Below are 24,445 nucleotides of genomic sequence, written 5' to 3'. Positions count from 1 at the left end.
AGGTTGCCCGGAGTCGGCTCCGTCACCCGCCCGGCGTCATGGACGGAGGCCGGAACCGCCCGTCCGGGCCGGGACGATAGGGAGCCACCGATACCACTGCCGACGTGGGGATCGGCCCGTAGACGTGGGGGAACCACGCGCCTTCCGGCTCGGCCGGGTCTCCCGGCTCCCACCGGACGGGCGTATCGAGCCGATCCTCCTCGATTCCCAGCAGGACGAGATCGGTCCGGCCCGCCGCCACCGCGTTGGCGGGCAGGTGCACGGTGCCACGCTCCGAACAGTGGATGAAACCCACCTCGTCGAGCGACGCGGCCCGGTACGAACCACCGTCGGGCACGGCCTCCCAGTCGCGGGCGGGACAGAAGTGCAAGATCACCCGACGGAGTGTAGTCAGCGGAGGGTGAGCTGACGCCCGATCAAACCGTCCCTGGCTCGCCGTTCGGCGGCGTTCAGCGGCTCGTCGTCCAACGACTTGAGCGCGGCCTCCAAGCGCGCGCCGAGCTGCTCGGCCGGTTCGCTCCATTCCCTGGCGTGTGCCTCGGGGTCGAGGTCCCACACCGGAACCAGCAGACCGTGCGCCCGGAAGGAACCCGCGTAACGCGAGCCCTCGCCGAGGGACAACTCCCCCGCGGCCGACAGCCGGGCCATGGCCTGGAGCAGCCTGTTCTCGTCGGTGGGCCACACCCAACGCAGATGTGCCTTGTCGCCGGCCAGCGTCCAGTACGCGCCCGGACGCACCCGCTCGGTGGGCATGATCGCGGCGTTGGCGCGTTCGAGCGACATCGCGACCTCACCGGTGGCCTGCACGCCGTCGGCGAGCCACCAGTTGAAGTCGGAGTGCAGTTCGACGTCCAGCTCGGCACTCGGGTCGATCAGATCCTGCAACCGCTCCCCCGGCTGCGGTTCGCTGGTGGTGTCGGGCACCGACAACACCTGTCCCGGCTCGGCCTCCAGCGCCCACCGCAGCGCGCGCCCGAGGTCGCGGCTGATGTCCGACGACCGGGTCTGCACCTGCATACCGATGAGGATCTCGCCGCTTTCTCCCCGCACCATCGCGGCGGCGGCCACCGGCAGGACGGACGCGAGTGTCACCGTGCGGTCGCCCGCGTCCTTCAGGGGAAGCGACGCGGTGGCGGACGGCACGAACTCGCGTAGGGCGATGAGCTCCGGTTCCGCCGCGAGCCCCTCGAACGGACGCGCCACGAAGACGTCGCGAACCTTCCGCTTGCCGGCCTTGCCCGGCCCCTTCCTACGTGCGCCCTTGCCCACGGTTGCCGCCCTCCTGCGTGTTCGGTTAGCTTGACGCTACTCGACCCGCGTTCAGACTAAGCGTGACGGGGCCGTCTCGCGCGGCCGACGGTCACCGGGCTTTCGATCAGGCGGACCGGGTCTCCTCCACCACCCACGACAGGTACTCGGCGCTCCCCGTGACGATCGGGGTCGCGATGACCTCCGGAACGTCGTAGGTGTGGTGCCTCTTGAGGTAGGCCACCAGTTCGTCGACCCGGTCGGCGGCCGTCTTGATCTCCACCCGCCACTCGGGGTCGGTGTTCACCCGCCCCTCCCAGCGGTACACGCTGGTGATCGGACCGACCACCTGCGCGCAGGCCCCCAGCCTCGCCTCGACGGCTCCCGCAGCGAGTTCCCGCGCGGCCGATTCCGAATCCGTCGTCGTGGACACGACAAGATGTTCCGAGACCATGCTCGTCAGGCTAGCCTGGAGAAGGTGACGACTCGGCACGACGAAGGACCGGTCGCACTGAGCGGCCGCGTGGTCCGGCTGCGCGAGTTCACCCTCGACGACCTCGACGGCGTGCGGGGAATCGTGGGGGACGACCGCGTCACCCACTTCCTCTCGTTCAACACCCGCACCGACGAGCAGGCGCACGAACTCCTCCGCATGATCGTCGAGCGGGCACGGGAACGTCCCCGCAGCGAGTACTACCTCGCCATCACGCCCCTCGAACCCGAGACTCCGGCCGACCGCGACAAGGCCGTCGGCTTCACCAGGCTTCATCGGACCAACGAGTACTCGGGCAGGCTCGTCTACGCCGTCGCCTACGACCACCAGGGCCGCGGCTACGCGGGGGACGCGGTACGCACGGTGCTGGACTTCGCGTTCACGACGCTGGGGCTGCATCGGGTGACCGCCGCGGTCGGCCCCGACAACCGCGCCGGCATGGCGCTCGTGAAGAACCTGGGGTTCACCCGCGAGGGAGTGCTGCGCGACCACGTGCACACGAACGGCGCCTGGCGCGACTCGGTGCTGTTCTCCATGCTGGCCCCGGAGTGGCGGACCGCTCGCGAGACGTGACCGGGGCTTTTCCCCGGTTTACGCTCTCCCGGTGTTCGACCCTCGTGACCCGCAGTTCCTCGCCGATCCCTATCCCGTATTCGCCGAGCTCCGTTCCCGTGGCGCCGTCCACCGCCACGACGGACTCGGCCTCGCCGTCGCGGTGTCCCACGCCTCCGCCTCGGCCGTGCTGCGAGATCGCAGGCTCGGCCGGATCTGGCGGGACGCCACGCCCGCGGAACAGTTCGCGTCGTTCAACATGCTCCACCGCAACTCGCTGTTGGAGAACGAACCGCCGGCCCACACACGACTGCGTCGCCTGGTGTCCTCCGCCTTCGCGCGGGGACACGTGGAGCGCCTGCGTCCCTCGGTGGAGACCCTGGCCGATCGCATGGTGGCGGACCTGGCCGAGCACATCGCCGCCGACGGCCGCGCCGATCTCCTGGAGCACCTCGCCCAGCCCCTGCCCGTCGCCGTGATCGCCGAACTGCTGGGCGTTCCCACCGCCGACGGCCCGATGCTGGTCGGCTGGAGCAACGCCATCGTGAAGATGTACGAGTACGGGTTGCCCGAACCCCGGCGTCGGCAGGCCGAGGCGGCGGCCACCGAGTTCGCCGACTACCTCCGCGCGCTGGCGGCCGAGCGAGCCGCTCACCCCGGCGACGACCTGCTGAGCCACCTCATCGCGAGCGACCTCACCGGGGACGAGGTCGTGGCCACGGCGGTACTGCTGCTCATGGCGGGACACGAGGCCACGGTCAACGTGATCGGCAACGGCGTCCACGCGTTGCTGACCCACCGGGACCAGTGGGACCGGCTGGTGGCCGATCCCTCGCTCGCTCCCACCGCCACCGAGGAGCTGATCCGTTACGACTCGCCGCTGCAGCTCTTCGAACGCACCGCCACCACCGACGTCGAGATCGCCGGGTACCGCGTCGCCGAGGGCGAGAAGATCGCCGCGTTGCTCGGGGCGGCGGCCAGGGACCCCGAGGTCTTCGAGAACCCCGACACCCTCGACATCGGTCGCACACCCAACCCGCATCTCGGGTTCGGCGGTGGGGTGCACTACTGCCTGGGAGCCCCGCTGGCGCGAATCGAGATCGCGGCGGCACTCGGCGCGCTGGCTCGGCGACTGCCCGACCTACGGGAGGCCGAGGAGCCCACCCGGCGTGGAGAGTTCGTGATCCGTGGCTTCAGCACACTGCCCGTGACCAGGTGACGGTGCGGGTCAGCGCGCCGCCGTCCTCGGCCGGGGCCGCCTCGGCGGCTCCGGCGCGTTCTCCACACGCAGCACGCGCAGCGGACGGACGAGCTGCTCGTCCATCGGCGCGAGCAGCTTGGTGAACCGGCGGACGACCAACACCGTGAGCACGGCCAGCAGCACGGCCGAAAGGTCGGTGAACGCGGTGAGCAGCACGGCGTCGACCTGCGCCTGCACACCGTCCCGAGCGCGCCACACCACCGTGAGGGTCAGCAACAACGCGTTCGCGACCCACGCCACCCACCACGCCAGCACCAGCCGCGACGGCGTCGGTCGGCGGTTGGCGGGCCTGCGGATGGCGGCGTGTTCGAGTTCGGCGAGGATCGAACCGGCCATCGCCAGGTTCGGGCCGGGCACGAGCAGCCCGAAGAGCACCTGCCACGTCTGCCGGGGCGGACGCTGTCCGGACTCGTCCGCCGCCGCCTTCCGGGCCACGAGCAGCCACCACGCGGCCGCGGCGAACGCGAACACCGTCATCACGAACGTCAGCAGGGAGAACGTCAGCACCAGCGCGTCCGAGGCCCCCACGACGGCGGGGGACAACGCGCGATCTCGGCTCAGCACGAGCAGGACGTAGCGCCAGATCTCCGCGCCCGCGGCCACCGTCGCGAGTGCCGCCAACGTCCACAGCACGGCCACCGCGTTACGGGCGATGAGCAACAGTCGCTGCGACGGCACCGGCGTGGCAGCGCTCGTACCCTGCACCGCCGTCGGCCACCGCCACACCACGTGGGGAAACCCCCAGCGGGGCATGACGTCGTAGGAGGGCGGGCCGAGATACGGACCGCGTCGCCGTCGGCCGTCACCTCGCCCGGCCCTCGCGCCCTCGGGCACCAACGCGACCCATCTCACCGAGACATGCGCACCCCGCCCGCCCCGGTGTCCCGGAGCGGACTCCCAACCGGACGCCGCCCGATTCACCCGACCGCCCTCGCCGTCCTCACAGCACCTCGGGAGACGTGTCGGCGTGGTCGGAGACCAGGGGCCTTCCCAGGGCCTGCCACGTCTTCATGCCACCCGCGACGTTCACGGCGTCGACGACGCCCGCGGCGTTCAACCAGGCCACGGCTCGCGCCGACCGGCCACCGGTACGGCAGATGACGTGAACGGGACGGTCGTCGGCGAGTTCGCTCAACTCGCCCGCGCGCGAAGGCAGATCGCCCAACGGGATGTGAACGGCGGAGGGAGCGTGCCCGGCCGCCCACTCGTCGGGTTCCCTCACGTCAAGCAACACGTAGTCCTCCCCGGAGGGAAGCTCCTCGACCGAGACCGTGGGTACATCACCGGAGTGGTTCACGGGCCCATCGTCGCACGTACCGTCGTGCGATGCCCGTGAACCTTCACGGCCTGCGAGGGCGGCCACTCACGTGCGTCGTGCCGGCGCCGCTCGGGTCCCGCATGAACCCCAGTCGGTCGGGCGCGTGCAGCTGGAGCATCACCACGTCGACGTCCTCGGGAATGCGGCGAGCGGTCGCCAAACTCGCGATCACGGTGGTGAGCAGCGCGACCGGTACCGTCAGCAGCGCCGGTTGCGAGACGAACCACGGCACGCTCTCCCCGTTCACCCGGCTCGCGATGTGGAAACCGACGGCGGTGAGCACCCCGGCTCCGCCGACGAGCATCCCCACCACCGCGCCGACCCAGGTCAACCGTCGCCACCAGATACCCAGCAGGAGCAGCGGGCAGAACGTCGACGCCGCGAGCGCGAACGCCAGCCCCACCGTGTGGATGAGGTCGTCGAACGGCAGCGCCACCGCGATCCCGAGGGCCGCACCCGAGATCACCACCACCGCGACGACGAAGTCCCTGCGCTTGTTCCACATCAGGTCGGTGGCAACCATCCCGGCCGCGCTGACCAGCAACCCCGACGACGTCGACACGAACGCGGCGAACACACCCGCCGCCAGCACCGCGACGACGAGCTGCCCGACCACACCCGGCAGCATGGCCGTCGGCACCAGCAGCACGGCGGCGTCGGACGCCCCCGTCACGAGCAGCTCCGGCACGTACAACCGCGACAGCACGCCCAACAGCACGGGGAAGAGATAGAACAGTCCGAGCAGCAACAACACCTGCACCGTGGTGCGGCGAGCGGCCCTGCCGTCGGGGTTCGTGTAGAAGCGGGCCAGCACGTGCGGCAGCCCCATCGTGCCGAAGAACGTCGCCACGAGCACCGAGTACGTCCACCACACCTCGTCGGCGTCCCCGGAGGGCCGGAGCCAACTCGCGTTGTCCCCCTCGGTGTCACGCACCGTGGGAACCGACGAGGAGGCGGGGAACAGCAGCCGGTCGCCCTCCCGAACCGAGTAGTCGATGCCCGGAACCCACATCCGCGGTCCCGGCGGCTCCGCGTCCAGTTCGTGCACCAGCGTGGGTTCCTCGACCCGCAGGACGGTGTCGACGCCCACGGTCACCGTGGTCTCCTCGGTAAACTCGGGCGGCGCCTCGTCCCCGAGGCCGCCCGCGGAGCCCATGCCCCCGCTGCCCAGGAACACGGAACACAGCACGAACGCCGGGATGGCCAGCGCGAACAGTTTGATCCAGTGCTGGAACGCCTGCACCAACGTGGCCGAACGCAGCCCACCCGTCACCACGTTGGCCGCGGCCAGAACGACCACGATCACCACGGCCCACAGGACCCAGGGCTCGGGCATGATCGCGCTCAAGGCGAGGCCGACGCCCTGCAACTGCGGTACCAGGTAGATCAGCGCCAGGATCGCCACGAAGCCCGTCGACAACCGGCGCAGTCCCGCGGAGCCGAGCCGGGCCTCCACGAAGTCCGGAATCGTGTACGCGCCCGACCGGCGCAGCGGCGCCGCCACGAAGATGCAGAGCGCGAGGAAGCCGACGGTGAATCCGATGGGGTACCACAACGCGTCGGCGCCGTCTTTCAGAACCATTCCCGCGACGCCGAGAAAGGACGCGACGCAGAGGTACTCGCCGGAGATCGCCGACGCGTTCCGCCGCGATCGCACCATGCGCCGGGCCACCAGGAAGTCGTCGGTCTCCCTGGCCGACTGCGACGTTCGGCGGCCGAGATAGGAGGTCGCGACCATGACCAGCGCGACGCTGGCGAGGGCCCATGGGTTCAGCTGCACGGACTGTTCCCTCGCTACCTCGTGCCGACGGCGTCAGTTTTCGATCATCGCGACGAAGTCCCGCTCATGTCGCTCCGCCAGCCGGTTGTACCACAGGCCGACGCCCAAAAGCAGTGGAAAGGGCAGGATGGCCAGCAAGATCCACGATACGGGTATCCCGATCACCCGCCACGTCGCGAGCTCCGGCACGAAGTGGAACAGCACCGGCAACGCGGCCAGCACCACCACGACGAGACCGAACAGCGACAGCCCGGCCCGCATCTGAGCCCTGACGAGGTCCTTGACCAGCAGCTTTCCCCAGCTCGTCTGCTCGGCGAGTTCCACCCGTGCCCGCATCGACGCACTCGACATCCGCCGAGGCTCGGCGAGCACGACCCGCTTCCTGCGGGGCTTGGCGTTTCCCTCCGCGGACTGCGGTCCCGACGACAACGACACGGTGGGCCGCACGATCTCCGACGGCCGAGGTTTCTTCCCCAGCGTCGGGTCCGGCTCCCGGATGCCGCGGATGCTGCGGTAGACGTCGTCGCCCGTCATGGATGGCTATCCCAACCGGGAGGAGCCGACCAGCTTGTCCTTGAGCGCTCGCGTGTGCCTGCGACTGACCGGCAGAACCTTCTCCTCGTTGCCGATCACGACCTGGTAGCCGCCCTGGCCCATGCGCAGTTCGGTGATGAGCGGCAGCGACACGAGGAACGACCGGTGGATACGCACGAAGCCGGCCTTGGCCCACCGTTCCTCCAACTGGGCCAGCGGGATGCGCACCAGGTGGCTGCCCTCGGTGGTGAACAGCCTGGCGTAGTCACCCTGCGCCTCCACCCAGCGCACCGACGAGCGCGGGATGAGCTTCGTGGTACCCGCGAGCTCGACCGGGATCACCTCGTCGTCCCGACCGCGGTCGGAGTCCGACGGCCTGCGGCGTCCCGAAGCGGCCTCGATCTTCTCGACGACCCGTGACACCGCCTTGTCGATGCGTTCCTGCCGCGCCGGCTTGAGCACGTAGTCGACCGCGCCGAGGTCGAACGCCTCCACCGCCTCCTCGGAATGCCCGGTGACGAACACCAGCACGGGGGCCGGGTTCAACGAGGCGAACACGCGTGACATCTCCATGCCGGAAAGACCGGGCATGTTGATGTCGGCGAACACCGCGTCCACCGGCGGCAGTCCACGCTGCTTACGCGCGCGGATGTACTCGTCGTCCGAACCGAGTAGTCGGAGCGCCTCGGACGCGTCGACGGCGGGGAGCACCCGGCCGACGTGCGCGTTCGCTTCGAGACAGTGCTTCAACTGGGCAAGACCGGGGGGCTCGTCGTCAACGGCCAAGACGAGCAGCTTCGGTGTGTCGTGGGGAGCACTCACAGTGAAACGCATCCTGCCGCTTGCAAGGGTCGATGTCCACTACGCTGCCGGGCGAATCGAACGCCACCCGCTCCCCTCAGAGTAGAGGGCTTCGATCACAGACCGAAGCGGGACCACATCGCTCGGTGCTGTACCGCCTCCAGCACCGCGGCGGCGGGGGAGCTCATCCCCAGCCTGGCGAGCAGCGGCTTCTTCGGCTCGGCCACCGTGATCTCGGCTCCGGGATAACGCTCCTCGATCACCTCACGAAGGTTGCCGAGACCGTCGACCAGACCGAGCTCCAGCGCCTTGGCTCCCAACCACATGTCACCGGAGAACAAATCCTCCGACTCGCTGAGCCGGTCGCCGCGCCGTTGCCTCACCCACTCCACGAACATGTCGTGGAGCTGGGCGTGCAACTTGCGCAGCCACGCCACGTCCTCGGGCTTCTCCGGGCTGAACGGGTCGAGCCGCGCCTTGTTCTCCCCCGCCGTGTAGAGCCTGCGCTCGATGCCGAAGCGTTCGAGCAGCCCAGCGAAGCCGAACGACCCCGTGAGCACGCCGATGGAACCCACCATCGAGGTCCGGTGGGCGTAGATCTCGTCGGCCGCGCACGCCAACCAGTACCCGCCGGACGCCGCCACGTCCTCCGCGAACGCGATCACCGGCACGCCCCTGGTGTCGGCCAGCTTCCGAATGCGTTCGGCCACGAGCCCCGACTGTGTCGGCGCCCCTCCCGGCGAGTTGATCTGCAACGCGACGGCCTTCAGCCGCTCGGGGGCGAACGCCCGCTTCAACGCCGACTCCACCGAGGAGAGGTTGATGACCCCTCGCGCGGCCAGCGGAGAGGCCTGCGGCGTGATCACGCCGTGGAGCTTGACGACGGAGACGACGTCCTTGCGCTCGACCCGTTCGCCGAGCTTGGGAATGCGGGAGACCAGGGTGTCCTTGCGGCTCATGAAGTCCAGCGTACTGATGCGGGACGGCCGCGGCAGACAGTCGATCAGGAGCCGAGCGCGGCCCCGGATCGCGACGAGGAGGAGGCCCGACGGGTGGGAGCGGACTCCCCGTACCCCGGCATGTCGGGGCGCACGGCCTTGACGAATTTCGGCACCCGCATGGTGACCTTCATGCCCGCGCCGACCGCCGTCTCCACCATGAGCGAGTACCGGTCCTGGTACACCTGCTTCATCCGGTGGTTGATGCCGGCGAGACCGATGTGCGCACTGCCTCGGGAGTTGCGCATGTCCTCCAACAGCGCGGGGTCCATGCCCACGCCGTCGTCCTCGACACTGATCTCGGCCTCGTTGCCGATGTCCTGAGCCACCACCGTGATCGTGCCGCCGCTCGGCTTTTTCGAGATGCCGTGCTTCACGGCGTTCTCGACCAACGGCTGGATCAGCAGGAACGGCACCACCACCGACTGCACCTCGGGGGCGATCTTGAGCCGGACGTTGAGTCGGCTGCCGTAGCGCGCCCCCTCGATGGTCAGGTAGCGGTCGATGTTGCGCAGCTCGTCCGACAGCGTGGTGTAGGTGCCCTCCACCCGGAAGCAGTAGCGCGTGAAGTCGGCGAAATCCTGCAACAACTCCCGCGCCTCCTCCGGATCGGTCCGGATCAGCGACGAGATGGTGTTGAGCGCGTTGTAGACGAAGTGCGGGGAGATTTGCGCCCGTAGTGCCTTGATCTCCGCTTGCTGGAGTTCGTGGCGAGCCTTCTCCAGGCGCGCGGCCTCCAAGGGGTTCGTGACGATCCTCGCGGCCACGTCCGCCATCTTCACGATGTGCCTGCCGCGCGTGCGGCCCACGACGATGAGGACGGCCTCGACCTCCTCCTCGACGAGGAGCGGCACGATCACGGCGGTACGCATCCGGCACGTGCCCTTGTGGTTGCACGGGACCTTGTTGTGCGAGACGATCTCGTTCCGCTTCTTCCGGATCGCCACGCCGATGGGGTCGACCAGGTCGACGTAGTGGTCGTTGGCCTCCCCGTCCCACGACAACAACGCACCCTCGCGGTCGGTGATCCCGATCGCGACACACCTCAACAGCCGCAGCAGCCGAGAGGTGATCTTGTCCGCGGCGTCCTGGTCCAGGCCCCGCCGCAGTTCGACTTGCGAATCCGACATGAACCGAACGGCGTCGAGGACGGCCTCGTCGACGGCTCCGCCCGCATTGCGGCGTCTGATGACGGCGATGAGAACGGCGACCAGCCCGACGAGACAAGCCCCCAGTCCGAAGGCCACGACGGTTTGCGTGGTCAACACACTTGACACAGCGTCCATGCTCTGCGTTCACACGGTGACGTGCAAGATCTGACCGAGTACCTTCCGTTCTCGATCAGCTACCCACTGCTCATCGTGAACACTAAGAGTCACGCCCCTGCGCGAAACGGTTACTTCAACCAGCGGGACAGCCGGCGGTCCGCGCGTGGCTCGCCACCGCCCGAGGAAAGGACGCGCGCTCCCGGCCTCGGGATGCTCGAACGCCGTTACTCGACCGGATGCAGTGGCCCGTCGAAGTCGGGCAGGTCGTGTTTGTGGATGGACTTGGCGATCCGCGCGACCTCGCCCCTGACGTTGAAGATGCCGACGACCGTGCCGACCCATCGTTCGGACGGTTTCTCCCCCGTGGCGTCGCCCTCCGTCTCGGCCACCACGGTCCACGGCCTGCGCAGTACCCACCGAAGCGGGAAGAACAGGGCCACCAACAACAGTGCGAGCGGCACCCACTCGGGCACCACGACATCCTCGGGCATCCACACGAGCAGGACGACCCCCAGCGCGACCGCCACGCCCATCAACGCGATGCCGGGAGCGGGGTTGGCGGCGACGTCGTGCTCGAAGTCGTCGGCGGTGGCGGGTTTGCGCCACTCCATGTGCGCACGGATGACCCAGTCCCGGCCGTCAGACCCCTGGACAAGCCGGTTCATCGTTTCCTCCGCTAGCCCGGTCCATGCAGATCGTCACCGCAACGTTACCGTGATCGTCACGAACTCGGGAAGTCCGTGTCCTCCCCGAATGGGCTCACCGCTCCCCAAGTCCCGGCTCGCTCGTCCTCGGCATCGGCGAGCGGTGAGGAGTCGCTCCTCGGCCCGGCCCACGGCGGCGGCCCCGTGAGGTCCGACCGCGAGTCCGCCCCGTCGTTCGGGCGTGACTCCGTTTTCGAGGGCGACTTGGTCGTCGAACCCTCGATCGGCCGAGAACCCGTCCCGGCACTCTCCGTCGGCCGGGAACCCGTGTCGTCGCGAGGTCTGCCATTGGAACTGTCTCGCGTCTCGTCCCCGGACTCGGAACCACGCGAGGGGGAGGGCGGCAACGACACCGTGCCGCCCTCGGCCGACTCCACGGGAAGGACCGAGGAACTCTCGGCCCCGAACGTCTCGGCCGGAAGGGTGAATTCGGTGGGGCCGGGCAGATCGTCCTCGGTCTCGGCGCCCGAGGTGGCCGAGTCGGTGTCGTCCCGGCCCTCCGCGACGTGGTCGACGGCCGCCGCGGAACCGTCGAACGACCGCGCGGTGGCCGCGGTGCTCGACAACATCACCGCACCGTCCCCGGACAGGTAGGCCTCCGCGTGTCGGCCGGCCAGGTCGTCGAGCATCGGAGCGCTGGACATTCCCATGACCGCCGCCGCCGACGCGAAGGTGAGTCCGAGCTTGCTCCCGGTGAGGGCCGTGGCGGTCGCCACCCCGGCCCCCGCTCCGCCGCCCGCCGCGACACCGCTCATGGTGGCCGAGCCACCCGCGGCGGCGGCCACTCCCGCCCCGGCGTACACCTTGGAACCGACCAGGGCGAGCCCCGAGAGCGGCACCAGGACGAGAAGCACGCTCGCGTGCGCTCGCAACGACGACGAGACCCGCAGCAACTCGTCGTGCGTCGACCGGCACGACGAACACGCGCTCAGATGGTTCCTGATCCTGCGCGCCTCGACTCCCGTCACGCTGCCCGCCGTGTAACCGCCGAGCTTGCGCACCACCCGTCGGCACCCCGACGAGGACCGATCGGTGGCCAGGTGGGCCTGCAGGTACGCAGCCCGCAACCCGATCCTCGCGCGGCGGGCCAACGCGGCGGTGGCGTTCGCGCTGAGCCCGAAGTACGGGGCGATGACGGCGGGCTGCTCCCCCTCCACCTCCGTGTGCCACAACACCGTCCGCCACCGCTCGGGCAGGCTGGTGAACGCGCGCGTGATCAGGGCCGACTCGGCCGTGCGGTTCTGCGAATCACCGTGCGTCCCCGTCCGCGCCATGAGCTCCTCGTCCGTCACGGGAACCTCGCGACGCGCCGCCTGCCATTCCCACGACACCCGCCGCGCCACGGTCAACAGGTAGGCCCGCACGTTCTCCCTCGGGCCGCTCCCCCTGCGGATGGCCTGGAAGACACGGAAGAACGTCTCGGCCGTGACGTCCTCGGCGTCGGAAGGATCAGCCACCAACCGGCGCGCCAACCCGCGTACGGCGGTCTCGTGCTCCTGGAAGAGCTCGCTGAAGGCGGCGTCGTCCCCGCGCCGGATGCGCTCGACGAGGCCCGGCTGATCGGACTCGGGGACCGAATCGTTCGACATCAACCAGGCACCCCCCTCCGGGCCGTAGCCCTTTCGGTTGAACTTTGAACACCATACGGAGTCACGCGGCCCCCTGCATCCGTCGTTTTTCAGAGCGTGACCGAACGACCCGCTGTCAGATGACGAAACGGGTGGGTATACACTGTTGTTCGCACGGGTTGGAAAGCCCGGAGCACGCGGACGTAGCGCAGTTGGTAGCGCATCACCTTGCCAAGGTGAGGGTCGCGGGTTCGAGTCCCGTCGTCCGCTCCGACACGCGAAAAGGGCGGTGGCCGACAAGGCCCCGCCCTTTTCGCGTGTTGGCAAACCGGCGCCGCCGACCCGACGGCCGGGGCGCCCTCACCGAATTACTCGGCCGAGACGACTCCCACCGGGCAGGACACGCCCGTACCGCCCAGACCGCAGTAGCCGTTGGGCACCTTGTACAGGTACTGCTGGTGGTAGTCCTCGGCGTAGTAGAACTCGCGCAGCGGGGCGAACTCCGTGGTGATCTCGCCGTGGCCCGCCGCCTTCAACGCCTTCTGGAACGACTCGCGCGACGCCTCGGCGAGCTCCCGCTGCCGATCGTCGACGTAGTAGACGGCCGACCGGTACTGCGTCCCGATGTCGTTGCCCTGCCGCATGCCCTGCGTGGGGTCGTGCCCCTCCCAGAACACCTTCAGCAACGACTCGTACGACACCTGCGCGGGGTCGAACACGACCAACACCACTTCGGCGTGTCCGGTACGGCCCGTGCAGACCTCCTCGTAGGTCGGGTTGGGCGTGTAACCACCCGCGTACCCGACGGCCGTGGAGTACACGCCCGACGTCTGCCAGAACAGCCGTTCGGCGCCCCAGAAGCAACCGAGGCCGAAGACCGCCGTGCTCATGCCCTCGGGAAACGGCGGTTTGATGCGCCGTTCGGGGAACACCGCGTGGAAATCGGGCGTCGCGAGCGCCTCCGCCCGCCCCGGCAGGGCCTCCTCCGGGGACACCAACCGCGTCTTGTCTCGACCGAACAGCACCATGCCGTCGATTCTACCGCCAGAATGTCACGCGAACGGGTGGCGAATTAAGGTGTAGCAGCCGCAGAGGCTAGGGGGTTGCCGATGTCTTGGCAGGAAGAACTGCGTCGCCTCGACGCCGAGCTGGCAGCGGGCACCATCAGCAGCAGCGAGCACCGCCGCCGCCGTGAGGACATCCTCGCCGAGGTGTCCGGGGCGCCTCTGGTGTCGTCGTTCTCGCCCGCCGCATCCGCGCCCGATTCGACCACCTCGGCAGCCGGGAAGGCATCCGAGAAGCCGGCCCCGGAGAACCCCACGACGGGCTCCACCGACCACGGCACCGAGCCGAGCGGCGAGGAGTCCGGCTGGCGGACCACCAACCCCGCGCAGGCGTCGGACACCCCGAACACCGAGGCCGCTTCCGCTTCCTCCTCGACCACGTCGGCCGCGTCGTCGGCGACGTCACGGCCGAGGCCGAGCGCGGCGGCGCTGCTGGCCACCACCAAACCCACCACGGCCCCCAGCCCCGCCGACGAACGACCGACGGAGCTGATCCACTTCCCCGGACGCTCCCGCCCCACACCCGTGGGCGCCCCGGAGGGCACGTCGGACGACGAGCCCCCGCGGCGGACGGCACTGACCTGGGTCGCGATCTCCGGCGCGGTGTTCCTCGCGCTCGGCGGCGTGATCGGTGGTGCCTGGTGGCTGGGCCAGGATCGTTCGGAGCCCGCGTCGGCGGTCGCGGGTGTGGCCGCCGACAACATGGCGCCCACGCCGCCTCAACTCGCCGACCGACTTCCCGCCCTGCCCGGAGAGCAGAGCCCCAACAACTCCACGATGTCGGTCGCCCACGGCGAGAAACTCAAGCTGTACTCCGGCGAGACGGCCGAGTACTTCACCGCGCACGGCGTCACGGAGGTCATCGTCAGGGGCTCCCTGGACGGCTCCACCAGCTACCTGCTGCTGGTCCTACGAGCCGGAAGCCCGGAGGAGGCGGAGGCCGTGGCCGACCACCTCTACCAGACCACGTTGGCCACGAAGACCGAGCACAGCGAGGGCCCGATACGCACGGCGAGCGGGATGTTCGAGGACATCGAGGTGAGCGGAGCCTGGTACTCCTCGAACGAGTACGCGGTGGCCCTCGTGGTCACGCAACCTCCCGAAGGCCGGGACGGCACACTCCCCGACCGACTGCGGCGCGCGATGGAGCCGGTGAAGAAGGTTTTGCCCGTCCGCTGAGACCCCGGTTTTAGGAGATCGCAGTCGGATCACGATTCGACCCTCACCACCGTATCCGGTCTGTGACGTGGAGAATAGGTCCAGTTCGAGCGTCGCCGTTGCTGACCGGCACGTGTCGGAGTCCGTTTCGAGGTTAGGGGGGCCCCACGGTGTCCTGGCAGGAAGAGTTGCGCAAGCTGGACGAAGAACTGGCGTCCGGTCGACTCTCCGCAGACGACTACCGGGTTCGCCGTGACCAGGTGCTGTCGTCGGCGGTGAACCACGGCGACAACCCCGCCGCAGCACCGCAGGAACAGGCTCAGCAACCGCAGCAGAACCAGCAGCAGGGGCAGAACGCGGACGCCAACTCCACCCAGGTCATCGCGCCGCTCAGCCCGCCGCAGGGCACACCGCAGCAGGGTGGTCAGACCAACCTCGCCGGCGCCGAGGCCACCCAGGTGGTCTCGCCCTGGCAGGGGCAGCAACAACAGCCGCCGCAGCAGCAGTACCCGCAGCAGCCCGGCATGGCCTCGCCGGCGGGCGGATTCCCGCAGCCCGGCATGGCCTCGCCCGCGGGCGGATTCCCGCAGCAGGGTCCCGTCTCGCCGGCGGGCGGCATGCCGCAGCCGGCGCAGCCCTGGAACGCCCCCGAGGCCGACCAGAGCCCGCCGTGGGGTGGTTCGGAACTTCCGCCGCTGCCTTCCACCGCGCACCAGGACGGGGCCGGCCAGGGTCCGGAGACGTTCGACACGGCCTCCGGCGGGGGCAAGAAGGTGTTCGTCATCGTCGCCGTCGTGGTGCTGATCGCCGCGATCGGCGTCGGCAGTTGGCTGTTGTTCTTCAACGGCTCCGACGACGGGGGGAACCAGCCGCAGCCCTCGCAGACGTCCGCCGCACCCCCTTCACCGACCCGTCCCAAGGACGACCTGGAGATCGCGCAGCTTCCCGGTACGGCCACCGAGCGCACGGACATCACCACGTTCGACGACGTGGTGGCCAACAAGCTGCTCACCGACGACGAGAACAAGGCCTACGAGGAGGCAGGCGCGGGCAAGGCGCGGATGGTCGTCGCCAAGCTCCCCTCCGGGGCGGAGGCCGTGGTCCTGACCATGGAGACCTCGTCGACGGGAGCCGCCAAGACCGCGGTCGACGAACTCGTCGCGCTGCAGGAGAAGAACGGCATGGACCCGTACGACGGAACGCTTCCGGACGGCGTCCAGGGCACCCAGATCGACAAGACCAAGAACTACCCGGCCGCGGCACGCGCGCACTACGCGCACGGCAAGACGGTCGTGCGAGTTCAGGTCTCGGCGCCGCAACTCTCCGAAGTCGGTCCGAGCTTCGAGGAGATCGTCGCCACACAGCTGCAAGCGCTGCCGGCCGATGACTGATGCCCGTACCCGGTTGCCGCAGGCAGCCGCGTGCACGGTCGTCACGCAGCGACATCTTCCGACGGCACGCGTGCTGGCGCGGTCGTACGTCGAGCACCATCCCGGCCGGGACTTCGTCGTCCTCGTCGCGGACCGAGCCGAGGTCACCGAGGCACTGGACGGCTACCGTCTCGTCGGGTACCGGGAACTCGACGTCGACGAGGACGAGTACCTGCGGCTGGCCACGTGCTTTCCGGAGTCCGAACTCGTCGACGTGGTCGTCCCGCTGCTCCTGCGGCGACTGCTGGCGGACGTCGAGGTGGCGGTGTACCTGGCCTCCGAAGCCGAGGTACTGGCCCCGCTGACCGACGTCGTACGACTCGGTGCCGAGCACGGCGTCGTCCTCGTCCCCCGGCTGCTGGAGCCTCTTCCTCGCGACGGCCGGGAACCCGACACCCTGGCGTCTACTTTCGACAGTGGTTGTCTCGCGGTCGGGCGTTCCGGCCGCTCCTTCCTCGACTTCTGGTTCGACCGAGCCGTGCGCGACGCGTCCGACGAACGGACACCGGTGCCGGACCTGGTCCCGGCGTTGTTCCCGCACACGGTGCTGCGGGACCCCGGCCTCGGCGTCGGGTACTGGAACCTGCACGAACGACCGCTGAGCCGCCGCGACGACGGCACGCTCACCGCCGCGGACACCCCGCTGCGACTCGTGCACTTCACCGGCTACCGCCCCGAGCAGCCCTGGCTGTTCACCACTCACTGCCGGCGGCCACGGGTGCGGCTTTCGCGGGAGAGCACGCTGCGCGAGCTGTGCGAGGCCCACCGGGGCAAGCTGTTGGAGGCGGGCTACCGCGAAACGCCCGAGGACGCGGTGGCCGACACCGAATACGGATTCGCCGAGCTGCCCGACGGCTCGCCGCTCACCGAGCCGATGCGCCGGTTGTTCCACACCTCGTGGCTCGACGCCACTGCCCCCGAACTCGCCGACGACCCGCTCGGCCGTCCACCGAAGGAAATCCCGCCGCACCCGTTCGGCGACGACCACGGCGCCGAGTTCCGGCGCTGGCTGGCCTCCCCGGACTCCCCGCTGGAACGCGCCGCCGGTCTGAACCGGCTGGCGATGCGGGTCTGGGCCGACCGGGTGGACCTGCAGGCCGTGTTCCCGCGCCCCTACCACACGCACGGCGCGGCGTTCCGACAGTGGTGTCGCACCCACGGCCTCGACGAGGGCCTGCTGCCGGAGTGGGCGCTGCCGCGCGAGCCGGCGGCCCCCTCGCCACCGGTCGACGAGTTCGGCGTCAACGTCGCCGGATACCTCACGGCCGAGTTGGGGCTCGGTGAGATGGGCAGGGTCATCCACCGTGCCGTGCAGGAGTCGGGCGTACCGGTCGTCTCCGTGGTCGAGGAGCACTCCCTCTCCCGGACGGTGCGTACCGCCCTGGACGAGCCGGACACGGTGGGCACGCCACGGTTCCCGGTGAGCATCCTGGCCGTGAACGCCGACTACACCGAACTGCTGCTCGACACCCACCCCGAGGTCGGGCACGAGCGGTACCGGATCGGCCTGTGGGCCTGGGAGCTGGAGGACTTCCCCGACCATCTGCACGAGGGATTCGCCCTCGTCGACGAGGTATGGACGGTCAGCGAGTTCTGCGCGCGGGCCATCGCGCCGCACTCCCCGGTGCCGGTGAAGGTGATTCCCGTGCCGGTGCTCGACCCCGGCGAGAAGCCCCGGCCCGACCGCCGTCCCGGCGAGGCCGTCCGGTTCCTGTTCGCCTTCGACTTCAACAGCACCGGGCAGCGCAAGAACCCCTGGGGAGTGGTGGAGGCATTCCGGCGCGCGTTCGGCGATCGCGACGACGTGCGGCTGACGATCAAGGCCACGAACGGGCACCTGCACACCTCGGCCGAGGAACGCCTGCGCCACGTCATCGGCGACGATCCTCGGATCGAACTGCTCGACCGCTATCTCAGCGTCGCCGAGCTCGACGCGCTCTACGCGAACAGCGACGCCTACGTCTCGCTCCACCGCAGCGAAGGGTTCGGACTGACCGTCGCCGAGGCGATGGTGCGGGGCATGCCGGTCATCGCCACCGACTACGGGGGCACCACCGAGTTCTTCGACGCGACCGTCGGCTGGCCGATCCCCTACGGGCGGACGGAGGTCGGACCGGGCTGGGAGCCATACCAGAAGGACGGTGTCTGGGCCGATCCCGACCTCGACGCCGCCGCGGCGGCCATGCGGGCGGTCGCCGACGATCCCGCCGAGGCACGTCGCCGGGGCAAGGCCGCACGGGAACACATCCTGCGTACCCGGTCGATGGCGGCGGCCACGGAGTGGATGCGTACCGAGTTGCGGGCCGCCTACGACACCTGGCGAGCACGGCGGCGCCACGGTACCGACGCGGAGGGTACGCCCACCGCCCTCGCGCCCCTGGACGAGGCACGAGAGGCCCTGCACTGGAAGCCCGACCCGGCCGCGCCTCACCGGCTGCCGTTCGCCCCGGCCTTGCGCAAACTCGTCAACCGCGCTCTGGACCACCACGACGAGCATCAGCGCAAGATCCTCGGAAGGATCACCGACGGCACCAGGGAGACGCTGGCGGCCCTTGCCCGTCGGATCGACCGGGATTCCGAGGCGCACGAGCATCGCCTCGACGCGGTGGAGGCGAAGTGGAACCGCCGTGTCGCACGGCTGGAGGCTCGGATCGACGCGCTGGAACGCAAGCGACGTACCGACCCGGACGAGTGGGCACGATGAGACCGTACGACCGACCGCCGAACCCGCGACAGCAGTCCCGGCTCCCGGCCGTCCACGAGGCCTGGCTTCCGCGTGAGCACTCACTGCACCGCCCCCGCCACGCTCGACGCCAGACGGTCGCGCTCGTGTGCGCGGTGGTGTTCTTCACGACGCCCCTGATCGCCTTCACACTCGGGGCACGGCCGACCGAGTTCGAGAACCGTGCGCTGGCACCGTTCCCGAGTCTCGGGGACGGGTGGGCCTTCTTCACCGACCTAGCCTCGTGGGCGACGGACCACCTGGTGCTCCGCGAGGAGGCGATCCACGCTGCCGACGCGGTGAGTCGCACCCTGTTCGGGGAGCCCGCACCCTTCGGGGCCAACCGTCAGGGCGGCGTTCCCATACAGTCGGGACCGTCGCAGCCCACCGAGGTCCAGTACCCCACGGCGATCGAGGGCAAGGACGGCTGGCTCTACCTCGGCGAGGAGATCGCCAGCCACTGCGAGCAGGTGCAGTCCCTCACCGAGACCGTGACCCAGCTCCGCAAGTTCCGCGCCGGGGTGGAGGCGACCGGACGCAAGTTCGTCGTGGTCGTCGCTCCCGACAAGGCGACGGTCGTGCCCGAACACCTGCCCGACCGGTACGTGGGCAAGGAATGCCACCAGCGGATGGTGGACGAGTTCTGGCGGCTCATGGCCGGTGAGGACTACGTCATCGACCTCCGGGACGGGCTGCGAGCCTGGGGGCAGCAACTCGGCGAGCCGGTCTACGGCCCGCAGGACGCCCACTGGTCCGACGAGGGCGGCGTGCTCATGGCCCGGACGGTGGCCGAGTACCTGCGCCCCGGCATCTCCGAGACCTGGCGGATCACCCCCGGCCCGAGCTGGAGCGTTCCGGCCGACATTCCGCCGCTGCTCGGCCGAAGCGGCAAGACCGTGGGCCGCGACTACGCCATCGCGCCGGACGGGGAGACCGACCAGACGTGGGAGCCGCCCACGGAGTATCGGACGCCGCTGAAGCTGAACACCGCTTCGGGCCCCGGCACCTACGGGCTCAGCGTCGGACTGCTCGGCGACTCCTTCACCATCCGGGCCCTGCCGTACCTGGCGGCGACGTTCGGAAACATGACCGTGTTGCACCACGGGACCGCGGCCGACGACGGTGGCGCCGCCGTGGCCGACATGCTCGCCGACAAGGACGTCGTCGTGGTGGAGATCGCCGAACGCTCACTGGTCCGGGGCGGAACCGCGCTGATCAACGATCCGGCCCTGTCCAACATCCTCGACAAGCTGTCGGGATGAGCCGAAACCGATGGAAGAACGATGCCTGACACACGGATAGCGCAAGCGCTGGCCCGTCTCACCCGACACCAGGAACTGCACCTGCCGCTGCGCCGAACCGACCTGCTGGGCAGGCTGGTCATGCGTTTCTTGTGGCGGCGCCAGGTCAAGTGGCAGATCGAGACCAACCTCGCCGTGCGGGAGGCGCTCGAAGGTCTGGCCGAGACGGACCGGTCCTTCCGGTCCGAACTCGACCGGTTGACCGAACGCGGTGACCTGGTGACCACCGACCAGTTACGGCACGAGGTGGCGACGCTCCACCAGCAGGACCAGAACATCATGGCCGGACTGAACCAGCGGCTGTACTCCTCGGTGGGGAGGGTGCAGTCCCAGCTCGGCGACCTGCAGTTGCGGCTCGCCGAGTCGGCCGAGCGAAACGATGGCGTCGAACAGCGCCTGAAGGCGTTGGAACAGCAGGTGGAGGCTCTCACCGAGGCCGCGCGGCACGACCGGGTGCGGAATGCGCGGTTCGAGTTGTTCCTCGACGAGGTCCGCGCGGCGCTGCCGAAACCACCGGCTCCCGAGGTCACCGACCGGGTTCCGGGCCGGGAGTCGTTCCTCGAACTCGCCGTGGCCGAACTGCTCGACGGTCCCGTCGACCGGGTCCGGGCCGCCAGGCGGGAATACCTCCCCGTGCTCACCTCGGCCGGGGACGCGGGAGCCACGGGCCCCGTGTTCGACATGGCGCCCGCGCGGGGCGAGTGGCTGATGGTCGTCCGCGACGCCGAACTGCCCTACCGGGCCGCGTCCGACAACCGCGCGCTCCGCGACCACCTCGAACGGCTGGGGCTCGCGGTCGAGGAGGGTGACGCCCTCGACGCGCTCGCGAACACCGCCCCGCGCACGCTGGGTGCGGTCACGGCGTTCCGGTACGCCGAGCGCGTCCAGCCGACGGTGCTGGCTCGGTTCGTGGAGCTCGCCGCGACCGCCTTGCAACCCGGTGGCGTCCTGATCGTCGAGACGTCGGCGGGGGACGGCGAGGACGCGTCCGACTTCCACCTCGACCCGTTCGCCGTACGCCCGGTACACGCCGACTTCCTGCGGTTCCTCGTCGAGGCGGCGGGCTTCGCGCGGTCGGAACTCCGAAAGGCGGACCCGATGTCGGCGCAGACCGGCCGTTACACGATGATCGCGTGGCGGTGAGCGACAGACCATGAAGCACCGGATGTGGACCCCACTTCCGCCCGAACGCAGCGGCATCGCCGACTACAGCTACGAGTTGCTCGAAGAGCTGTCGCGCATCGTCGACGTGACGGCGGTCGGCAGGGACCCGGAGAAAGCCCAGGTGCCACCCGGCGTTGCCGTGGTAGGTCCGGACGACGAGGCCCCGGACGGTGTCCTGCACACCTACCACATGGGCAACCACGCCGGGGGCCACTCGTGGCTCTACCGCAGAGCACTCACCACGCCCGGTGTGGTGGTGCTGCACGACACCTCGCTCCTCGACTTCCACATCGGCTACTTCGGCGGGCTCGAAACCGAGGAGTTTCGTGAGGAACTCCGATACGCGCACGGCCCGATCTGGGGAGATCCGCAGGACCCGGCGCTGTTGAACGGCTGGCCCGCCCTGGAAGTGGACGGCGTCAAGCATCTCGACCGCACGATGACCATGGAGCGGCGACTGGTGTCGGCCAGCCGGGGCGTGCTCGTCCACGACCCGTACGCCGCGAACTGGCTGCGCGACCGCTACCCCGGTCTCCCGGTCCACACCGTGCCGTCCGGTGCGCCCATCCGGGAGGACACCGGCCGGGCCGAGACCCGCGAGCGGCTCGGCTGGAACGACGAGCACGTCGTGTTCGGCATATTCGGCGGGTTCAACCGCATCAAGCGGACGACCGTGGCGGTGCTGGCCTTCGCCGACATCAGGAGTCGGTGGCCCCAGGCCCGGCTGCTGATCGCGGGACACGGCGACGCCTCGGACGTCGTGGCCGAGGTCCGACAGCTGATCGAGGAGCGCGGGCTTTCCGATTCGGTGCACTTCTCGTTGGCTCCGAACAAGGACGAGTTCGAGGAGCTGATCACCGCCACCGACGTCGTGCTCAACCTGCGCTGGCCGACGGCCGGTGAGACCAGCGCGGTGATGATGCGGGCGTTCGGTGCGGGCAAGGTCGTCATCACCAGCGACCTCCCGCAGCACCGGCATTTCGACCCCGAGTTCTGCTGGCTCGTGCCCACCGACCCCGCCGAGGAAGCCGAAACCCTCTCCACCCTGCTGGAACGGGTCATGTGCTGGCCGGAGGAAGCCCGCGAGGCCGGTCGCAAGGCACGTGACTACGTCCGGGAAAACGCGTCGTGGCCGGTGGTCGCCGAGGCGTACCGAAAGGCCCTCGAAGCCATCGGCGCGGAGCTGGACAAGGCTCCCGCCGTGGTCCCGCCGCGGCCGGGCGTCAACGTGTTCGCCGACCCCCGAGCCACCACGGGGCTGGCCGAGGCGGCCCGACGACACACGCTGGCGCTGGTGGCCGCCGGTGTCGACGTGACGTTCACCGAGTTCAACACCAGGGCGCCCAACCGCTCACTGACCCCACCGCGCGAGCTCACCGAGCTTCGTCGGGGCAAGGACCACCCGGTGGACCTGTGGCTGGTCAACGTGAACGAGTTCCACCTGGTGCCCGAGCACGCCCTCGACCGGTACACGATCGCGCTGTGGGCGTGGGAGCTTCCCGAGGCCCCGACCTTCGTGTCGGATCAGCTGTCGCGTGTGGACGAACTGTGGGTCGTGTCCTCGTTCGTCGCCGACGCCTTCCGAACCGCGATCGACGTACCCATCACCGTGATCCCCAACGTGGTGCCGCAGCGCCCGGACGTCCGGGGCGATCGCGCGAAGTTCGGTCTTCCCGACGACGGACTCGTCGTGCTCTTCACCTTCAGCGCCTCGTCCAGCGACGCCCGCAAGAATCCGTGGGCGGTGATCGAGGCCTTCCGGCGGGCGTTCCGACCGGACGAGTGGGGAACCTCGGCGCACCTGGTCATCAAGGCGGTGGACCTCCACCGTTTCCCCGAGCTGTCCGCGGAGCTGGCGCAGGCGGTGGCGAGTGTCAACGGCACGTTGATCGGGCGGGACCTCACCAGGGAGGACATGGACTGCCTTCTGGCCACCTGCGACGTCTACGTCTCGCTGCACCGCTCGGAGGGTTTCGGACTCGGCATGGCCGAGGCGATGGCGATGGGCAAGCCGGTGATCGCCACGGGCTACGGCGGCAACGTCGACTTCATGCCGCCGGGAGCGGCGGCCGTCGTGGGCTACGACGTCCGCCCCATCACCGAGGACGACCACCGCTTCGGCGCGGACTTCGGGTACTGGTACCGACCGGGCCAGCTCTGGGCGGAACCGGACGTCGACCAGGCCGCCCGCTGGCTGCGCCGACTCGCCGAGAGCCCAACGCTGCGACGCACGATGGGGGCGCGTGGGGCAGAAGCCGTTCGCGCCGTCTGCGGTCCGGAAGCGGTCGGCGCCGCGATGGCCGAGCGACTGCGCGAGATCGGCCTCTGACCCCGAAGGCCGGAAGTCCCGGTCAGACGTAGGCGGACATGCTCACGTGGGGCGTGGAGAACTCCATGCGACCGGGCTCGGACTTCAAGTCGAAGTGCTCGACGTCGGCGATGCGGGAGAAGTCGGCGGCCAGCAACATCCGCTCCAGAGCGCAGGCGCTGAACGCCCAGTAGCTCCAGTAGTCGCTCTCGCTGGCTCGGGCTCCGGTGAAGTGACACACCGGCTGGTCGGTGGTGGCGCTGTCCGCGGTGGCCGCCGAGGAGACGATCAAGCGTTCCTTCGTCACGCTCCGCAGCGCACGCAAGGCCCCCACCGGATCGGGCAGGTGAAGCAGCAGCGACCCGCAGATGACCAGGTCGAACTGGCCGAAGGAGGCGTCGAGGTCGTAGAGGTCCTTCTGGACGTAGTTGAGGCCGAGCTTGAACGTGCGCGCGAGTTCCGCGGGCAGAGCGGTCTCGTCCCAGATGTCGATCGCGGTGACCTTGGCCCCCCGCCGTTCGGCCTCGATGGCGAAGAAACCGGAGGCCGTGCCCACGTCGAGCACGGTCTTGCCGTCGAGCCGTTCGGGGAGGTGGTAGTAGGCCAGGTACTTCGACATGTCGTAGTCGCCCTCGATGACGAGGCCGTCGCCGAAGTCGAGCCGGTGATAGGTGCCCCCCTGGCCGTTGACCCGCTCGACGAGCTGTCTGGCCTCGTCGAGGTCGACCGTGTCGGGGTTGGGGCTTGAGATCGTCATCGCGGAGATCCTGTCG

22 protein-coding genes and 1 tRNA gene are annotated in these 24,445 nt (G+C 69.6%); 9 read left to right on the top strand and 14 right to left on the bottom strand.

Features of this window, described 5'->3' with window-relative positions; genetic code table 11:
* Nucleotides 1-22 precede the first annotated feature (22 nt).
* The 3 genes from SACGLDRAFT_RS00575 to cutA form a co-directional block, all read right to left on the bottom strand.
* Nucleotides 23-376, bottom strand: a complete 354-nt coding sequence (locus SACGLDRAFT_RS00575; RefSeq protein WP_005460857.1) for a DUF952 domain-containing protein — start codon at nt 374-376, stop codon at nt 23-25.
* A 14-nt stretch (nt 377-390) separates the two neighbouring features.
* A complete protein-coding gene (locus SACGLDRAFT_RS00570; protein ID WP_005460854.1) occupies nt 391-1,269 on the bottom strand; it encodes a DUF5926 family protein in 879 nt (292 codons plus the stop codon).
* 106 nt (nt 1,270-1,375) lie between these two features.
* Complete coding sequence (gene cutA, locus SACGLDRAFT_RS00565; RefSeq protein WP_040918327.1) at nt 1,376-1,702, bottom strand: divalent-cation tolerance protein CutA; 327 nt, start codon at nt 1,700-1,702, stop codon at nt 1,376-1,378.
* A 24-nt stretch (nt 1,703-1,726) separates the two neighbouring features.
* Here cutA and SACGLDRAFT_RS00560 point away from each other — a divergent pair, with 24 nt between their 5' ends.
* Together SACGLDRAFT_RS00560 and SACGLDRAFT_RS00555 are read left to right on the top strand one after the other, a co-directional pair.
* On the top strand, nt 1,727-2,314 hold the full coding sequence (locus SACGLDRAFT_RS00560) for a GNAT family N-acetyltransferase (protein ID WP_005460852.1): 588 nt from the start codon (nt 1,727-1,729) through the stop codon (nt 2,312-2,314).
* 31 nt (nt 2,315-2,345) lie between these two features.
* The gene (locus SACGLDRAFT_RS00555) at nt 2,346-3,512 is read left to right on the top strand and encodes a cytochrome P450 (protein ID WP_005460851.1); all 1,167 of its coding nucleotides are present in this window, start codon (nt 2,346-2,348) and stop codon (nt 3,510-3,512) included.
* Nucleotides 3,513-3,521: 9 nt separating this feature from the next.
* Here the strand turns inward: SACGLDRAFT_RS00555 and SACGLDRAFT_RS00550 are convergent, their stop codons facing one another.
* The 9 genes from SACGLDRAFT_RS00550 to SACGLDRAFT_RS21455 all read right to left on the bottom strand — a co-directional run bounded on the left by SACGLDRAFT_RS00550 (nt 3,522) and on the right by SACGLDRAFT_RS21455 (nt 12,546).
* Complete coding sequence (locus tag SACGLDRAFT_RS00550; RefSeq protein WP_040919459.1) at nt 3,522-4,406, bottom strand: DUF4328 domain-containing protein; 885 nt, start codon at nt 4,404-4,406, stop codon at nt 3,522-3,524.
* A gap of 88 nt (nt 4,407-4,494) precedes the next feature.
* Entirely contained in the window at nt 4,495-4,851 is a 357-nt protein-coding gene (locus tag SACGLDRAFT_RS00545; RefSeq protein WP_005460846.1) for a rhodanese-like domain-containing protein, read from the bottom strand.
* Nucleotides 4,852-4,894: 43 nt separating this feature from the next.
* Complete coding sequence (locus SACGLDRAFT_RS00540; RefSeq protein ID WP_005460844.1) at nt 4,895-6,652, bottom strand: sodium/solute symporter; 1,758 nt, start codon at nt 6,650-6,652, stop codon at nt 4,895-4,897.
* A gap of 33 nt (nt 6,653-6,685) precedes the next feature.
* Complete coding sequence (locus tag SACGLDRAFT_RS00535; RefSeq protein ID WP_005460843.1) at nt 6,686-7,186, bottom strand: hypothetical protein; 501 nt, start codon at nt 7,184-7,186, stop codon at nt 6,686-6,688.
* A gap of 6 nt (nt 7,187-7,192) precedes the next feature.
* Complete coding sequence (locus SACGLDRAFT_RS00530; protein ID WP_005460841.1) at nt 7,193-8,020, bottom strand: LytR/AlgR family response regulator transcription factor; 828 nt, start codon at nt 8,018-8,020, stop codon at nt 7,193-7,195.
* An 83-nt stretch (nt 8,021-8,103) separates the two neighbouring features.
* A complete protein-coding gene (locus tag SACGLDRAFT_RS00525; RefSeq protein WP_005460839.1) occupies nt 8,104-8,946 on the bottom strand; it encodes a S49 family peptidase in 843 nt (280 codons plus the stop codon).
* 44 nt (nt 8,947-8,990) lie between these two features.
* The gene (locus SACGLDRAFT_RS00520; RefSeq protein WP_005460837.1) at nt 8,991-10,271 is read right to left on the bottom strand and encodes a GAF domain-containing sensor histidine kinase; all 1,281 of its coding nucleotides are present in this window, start codon (nt 10,269-10,271) and stop codon (nt 8,991-8,993) included.
* A gap of 206 nt (nt 10,272-10,477) precedes the next feature.
* On the bottom strand, nt 10,478-10,918 hold the full coding sequence (locus SACGLDRAFT_RS00515; RefSeq protein WP_005460835.1) for a hypothetical protein: 441 nt from the start codon (nt 10,916-10,918) through the stop codon (nt 10,478-10,480).
* Between the two features lie 56 nt (nt 10,919-10,974).
* Nucleotides 10,975-12,546: a sigma-70 family RNA polymerase sigma factor gene (locus tag SACGLDRAFT_RS21455; protein ID WP_005460833.1), complete on the bottom strand. Its 1,572-nt coding sequence runs from the start codon at nt 12,544-12,546 to the stop codon at nt 10,975-10,977.
* 176 nt (nt 12,547-12,722) lie between these two features.
* Here SACGLDRAFT_RS21455 and SACGLDRAFT_RS00505 point away from each other — a divergent pair.
* Nucleotides 12,723-12,795, top strand: a tRNA-Gly gene (locus tag SACGLDRAFT_RS00505).
* Nucleotides 12,796-12,893: 98 nt separating this feature from the next.
* On the opposite strand, the gene msrA is transcribed toward SACGLDRAFT_RS00505, so the two are convergent.
* Nucleotides 12,894-13,553 (bottom strand): peptide-methionine (S)-S-oxide reductase MsrA, encoded by a 660-nt coding sequence (gene msrA / locus SACGLDRAFT_RS00500; RefSeq protein ID WP_005460831.1) that lies wholly within the window; start codon nt 13,551-13,553, stop codon nt 12,894-12,896.
* Between the two features lie 81 nt (nt 13,554-13,634).
* Between msrA and SACGLDRAFT_RS00495 the strand changes: the two genes are divergently transcribed.
* From SACGLDRAFT_RS00495 to SACGLDRAFT_RS00470, 6 genes are all read left to right on the top strand, one after another.
* Nucleotides 13,635-14,768 carry a hypothetical protein gene (locus SACGLDRAFT_RS00495; protein ID WP_005460830.1) on the top strand — a complete coding sequence of 378 codons (1,134 nt, stop codon included), beginning with the start codon at nt 13,635-13,637 and terminating at the stop codon, nt 14,766-14,768.
* Nucleotides 14,769-14,917: 149 nt separating this feature from the next.
* Nucleotides 14,918-16,138, top strand: a complete 1,221-nt coding sequence (locus SACGLDRAFT_RS00490) for a hypothetical protein (protein WP_005460829.1) — start codon at nt 14,918-14,920, stop codon at nt 16,136-16,138.
* Nucleotides 16,131-18,881, top strand: coding sequence for a glycosyltransferase (locus tag SACGLDRAFT_RS00485; protein WP_005460828.1), 2,751 nt, complete (start codon nt 16,131-16,133; stop codon nt 18,879-18,881). Before SACGLDRAFT_RS00490 ends, SACGLDRAFT_RS00485 begins: the two co-directional genes overlap by 8 nt.
* On the top strand, nt 18,878-20,161 hold the full coding sequence (locus SACGLDRAFT_RS00480; protein WP_005460827.1) for an alginate O-acetyltransferase AlgX-related protein: 1,284 nt from the start codon (nt 18,878-18,880) through the stop codon (nt 20,159-20,161). Before SACGLDRAFT_RS00485 ends, SACGLDRAFT_RS00480 begins: the two co-directional genes overlap by 4 nt.
* A gap of 21 nt (nt 20,162-20,182) precedes the next feature.
* Entirely contained in the window at nt 20,183-21,343 is a 1,161-nt protein-coding gene (locus SACGLDRAFT_RS00475; RefSeq protein WP_005460826.1) for a hypothetical protein, read from the top strand.
* 10 nt (nt 21,344-21,353) lie between these two features.
* A complete protein-coding gene (locus SACGLDRAFT_RS00470) occupies nt 21,354-23,693 on the top strand; it encodes a glycosyltransferase family 4 protein (RefSeq protein WP_005460825.1) in 2,340 nt (779 codons plus the stop codon).
* A gap of 22 nt (nt 23,694-23,715) precedes the next feature.
* Here the strand turns inward: SACGLDRAFT_RS00470 and SACGLDRAFT_RS00465 are convergent, their stop codons facing one another.
* Nucleotides 23,716-24,429 (bottom strand): class I SAM-dependent methyltransferase, encoded by a 714-nt coding sequence (locus SACGLDRAFT_RS00465; protein WP_005460824.1) that lies wholly within the window; start codon nt 24,427-24,429, stop codon nt 23,716-23,718.
* Nucleotides 24,430-24,445 lie beyond the last annotated feature (16 nt).

It is taken from the genome of Saccharomonospora glauca K62, from assembly GCF_000243395.2.
In the GTDB taxonomy this organism is placed as follows: domain Bacteria; phylum Actinomycetota; class Actinomycetes; order Mycobacteriales; family Pseudonocardiaceae; genus Saccharomonospora; species Saccharomonospora glauca.
This window is presented reverse-complemented; position numbering and strand designations above follow the sequence as displayed.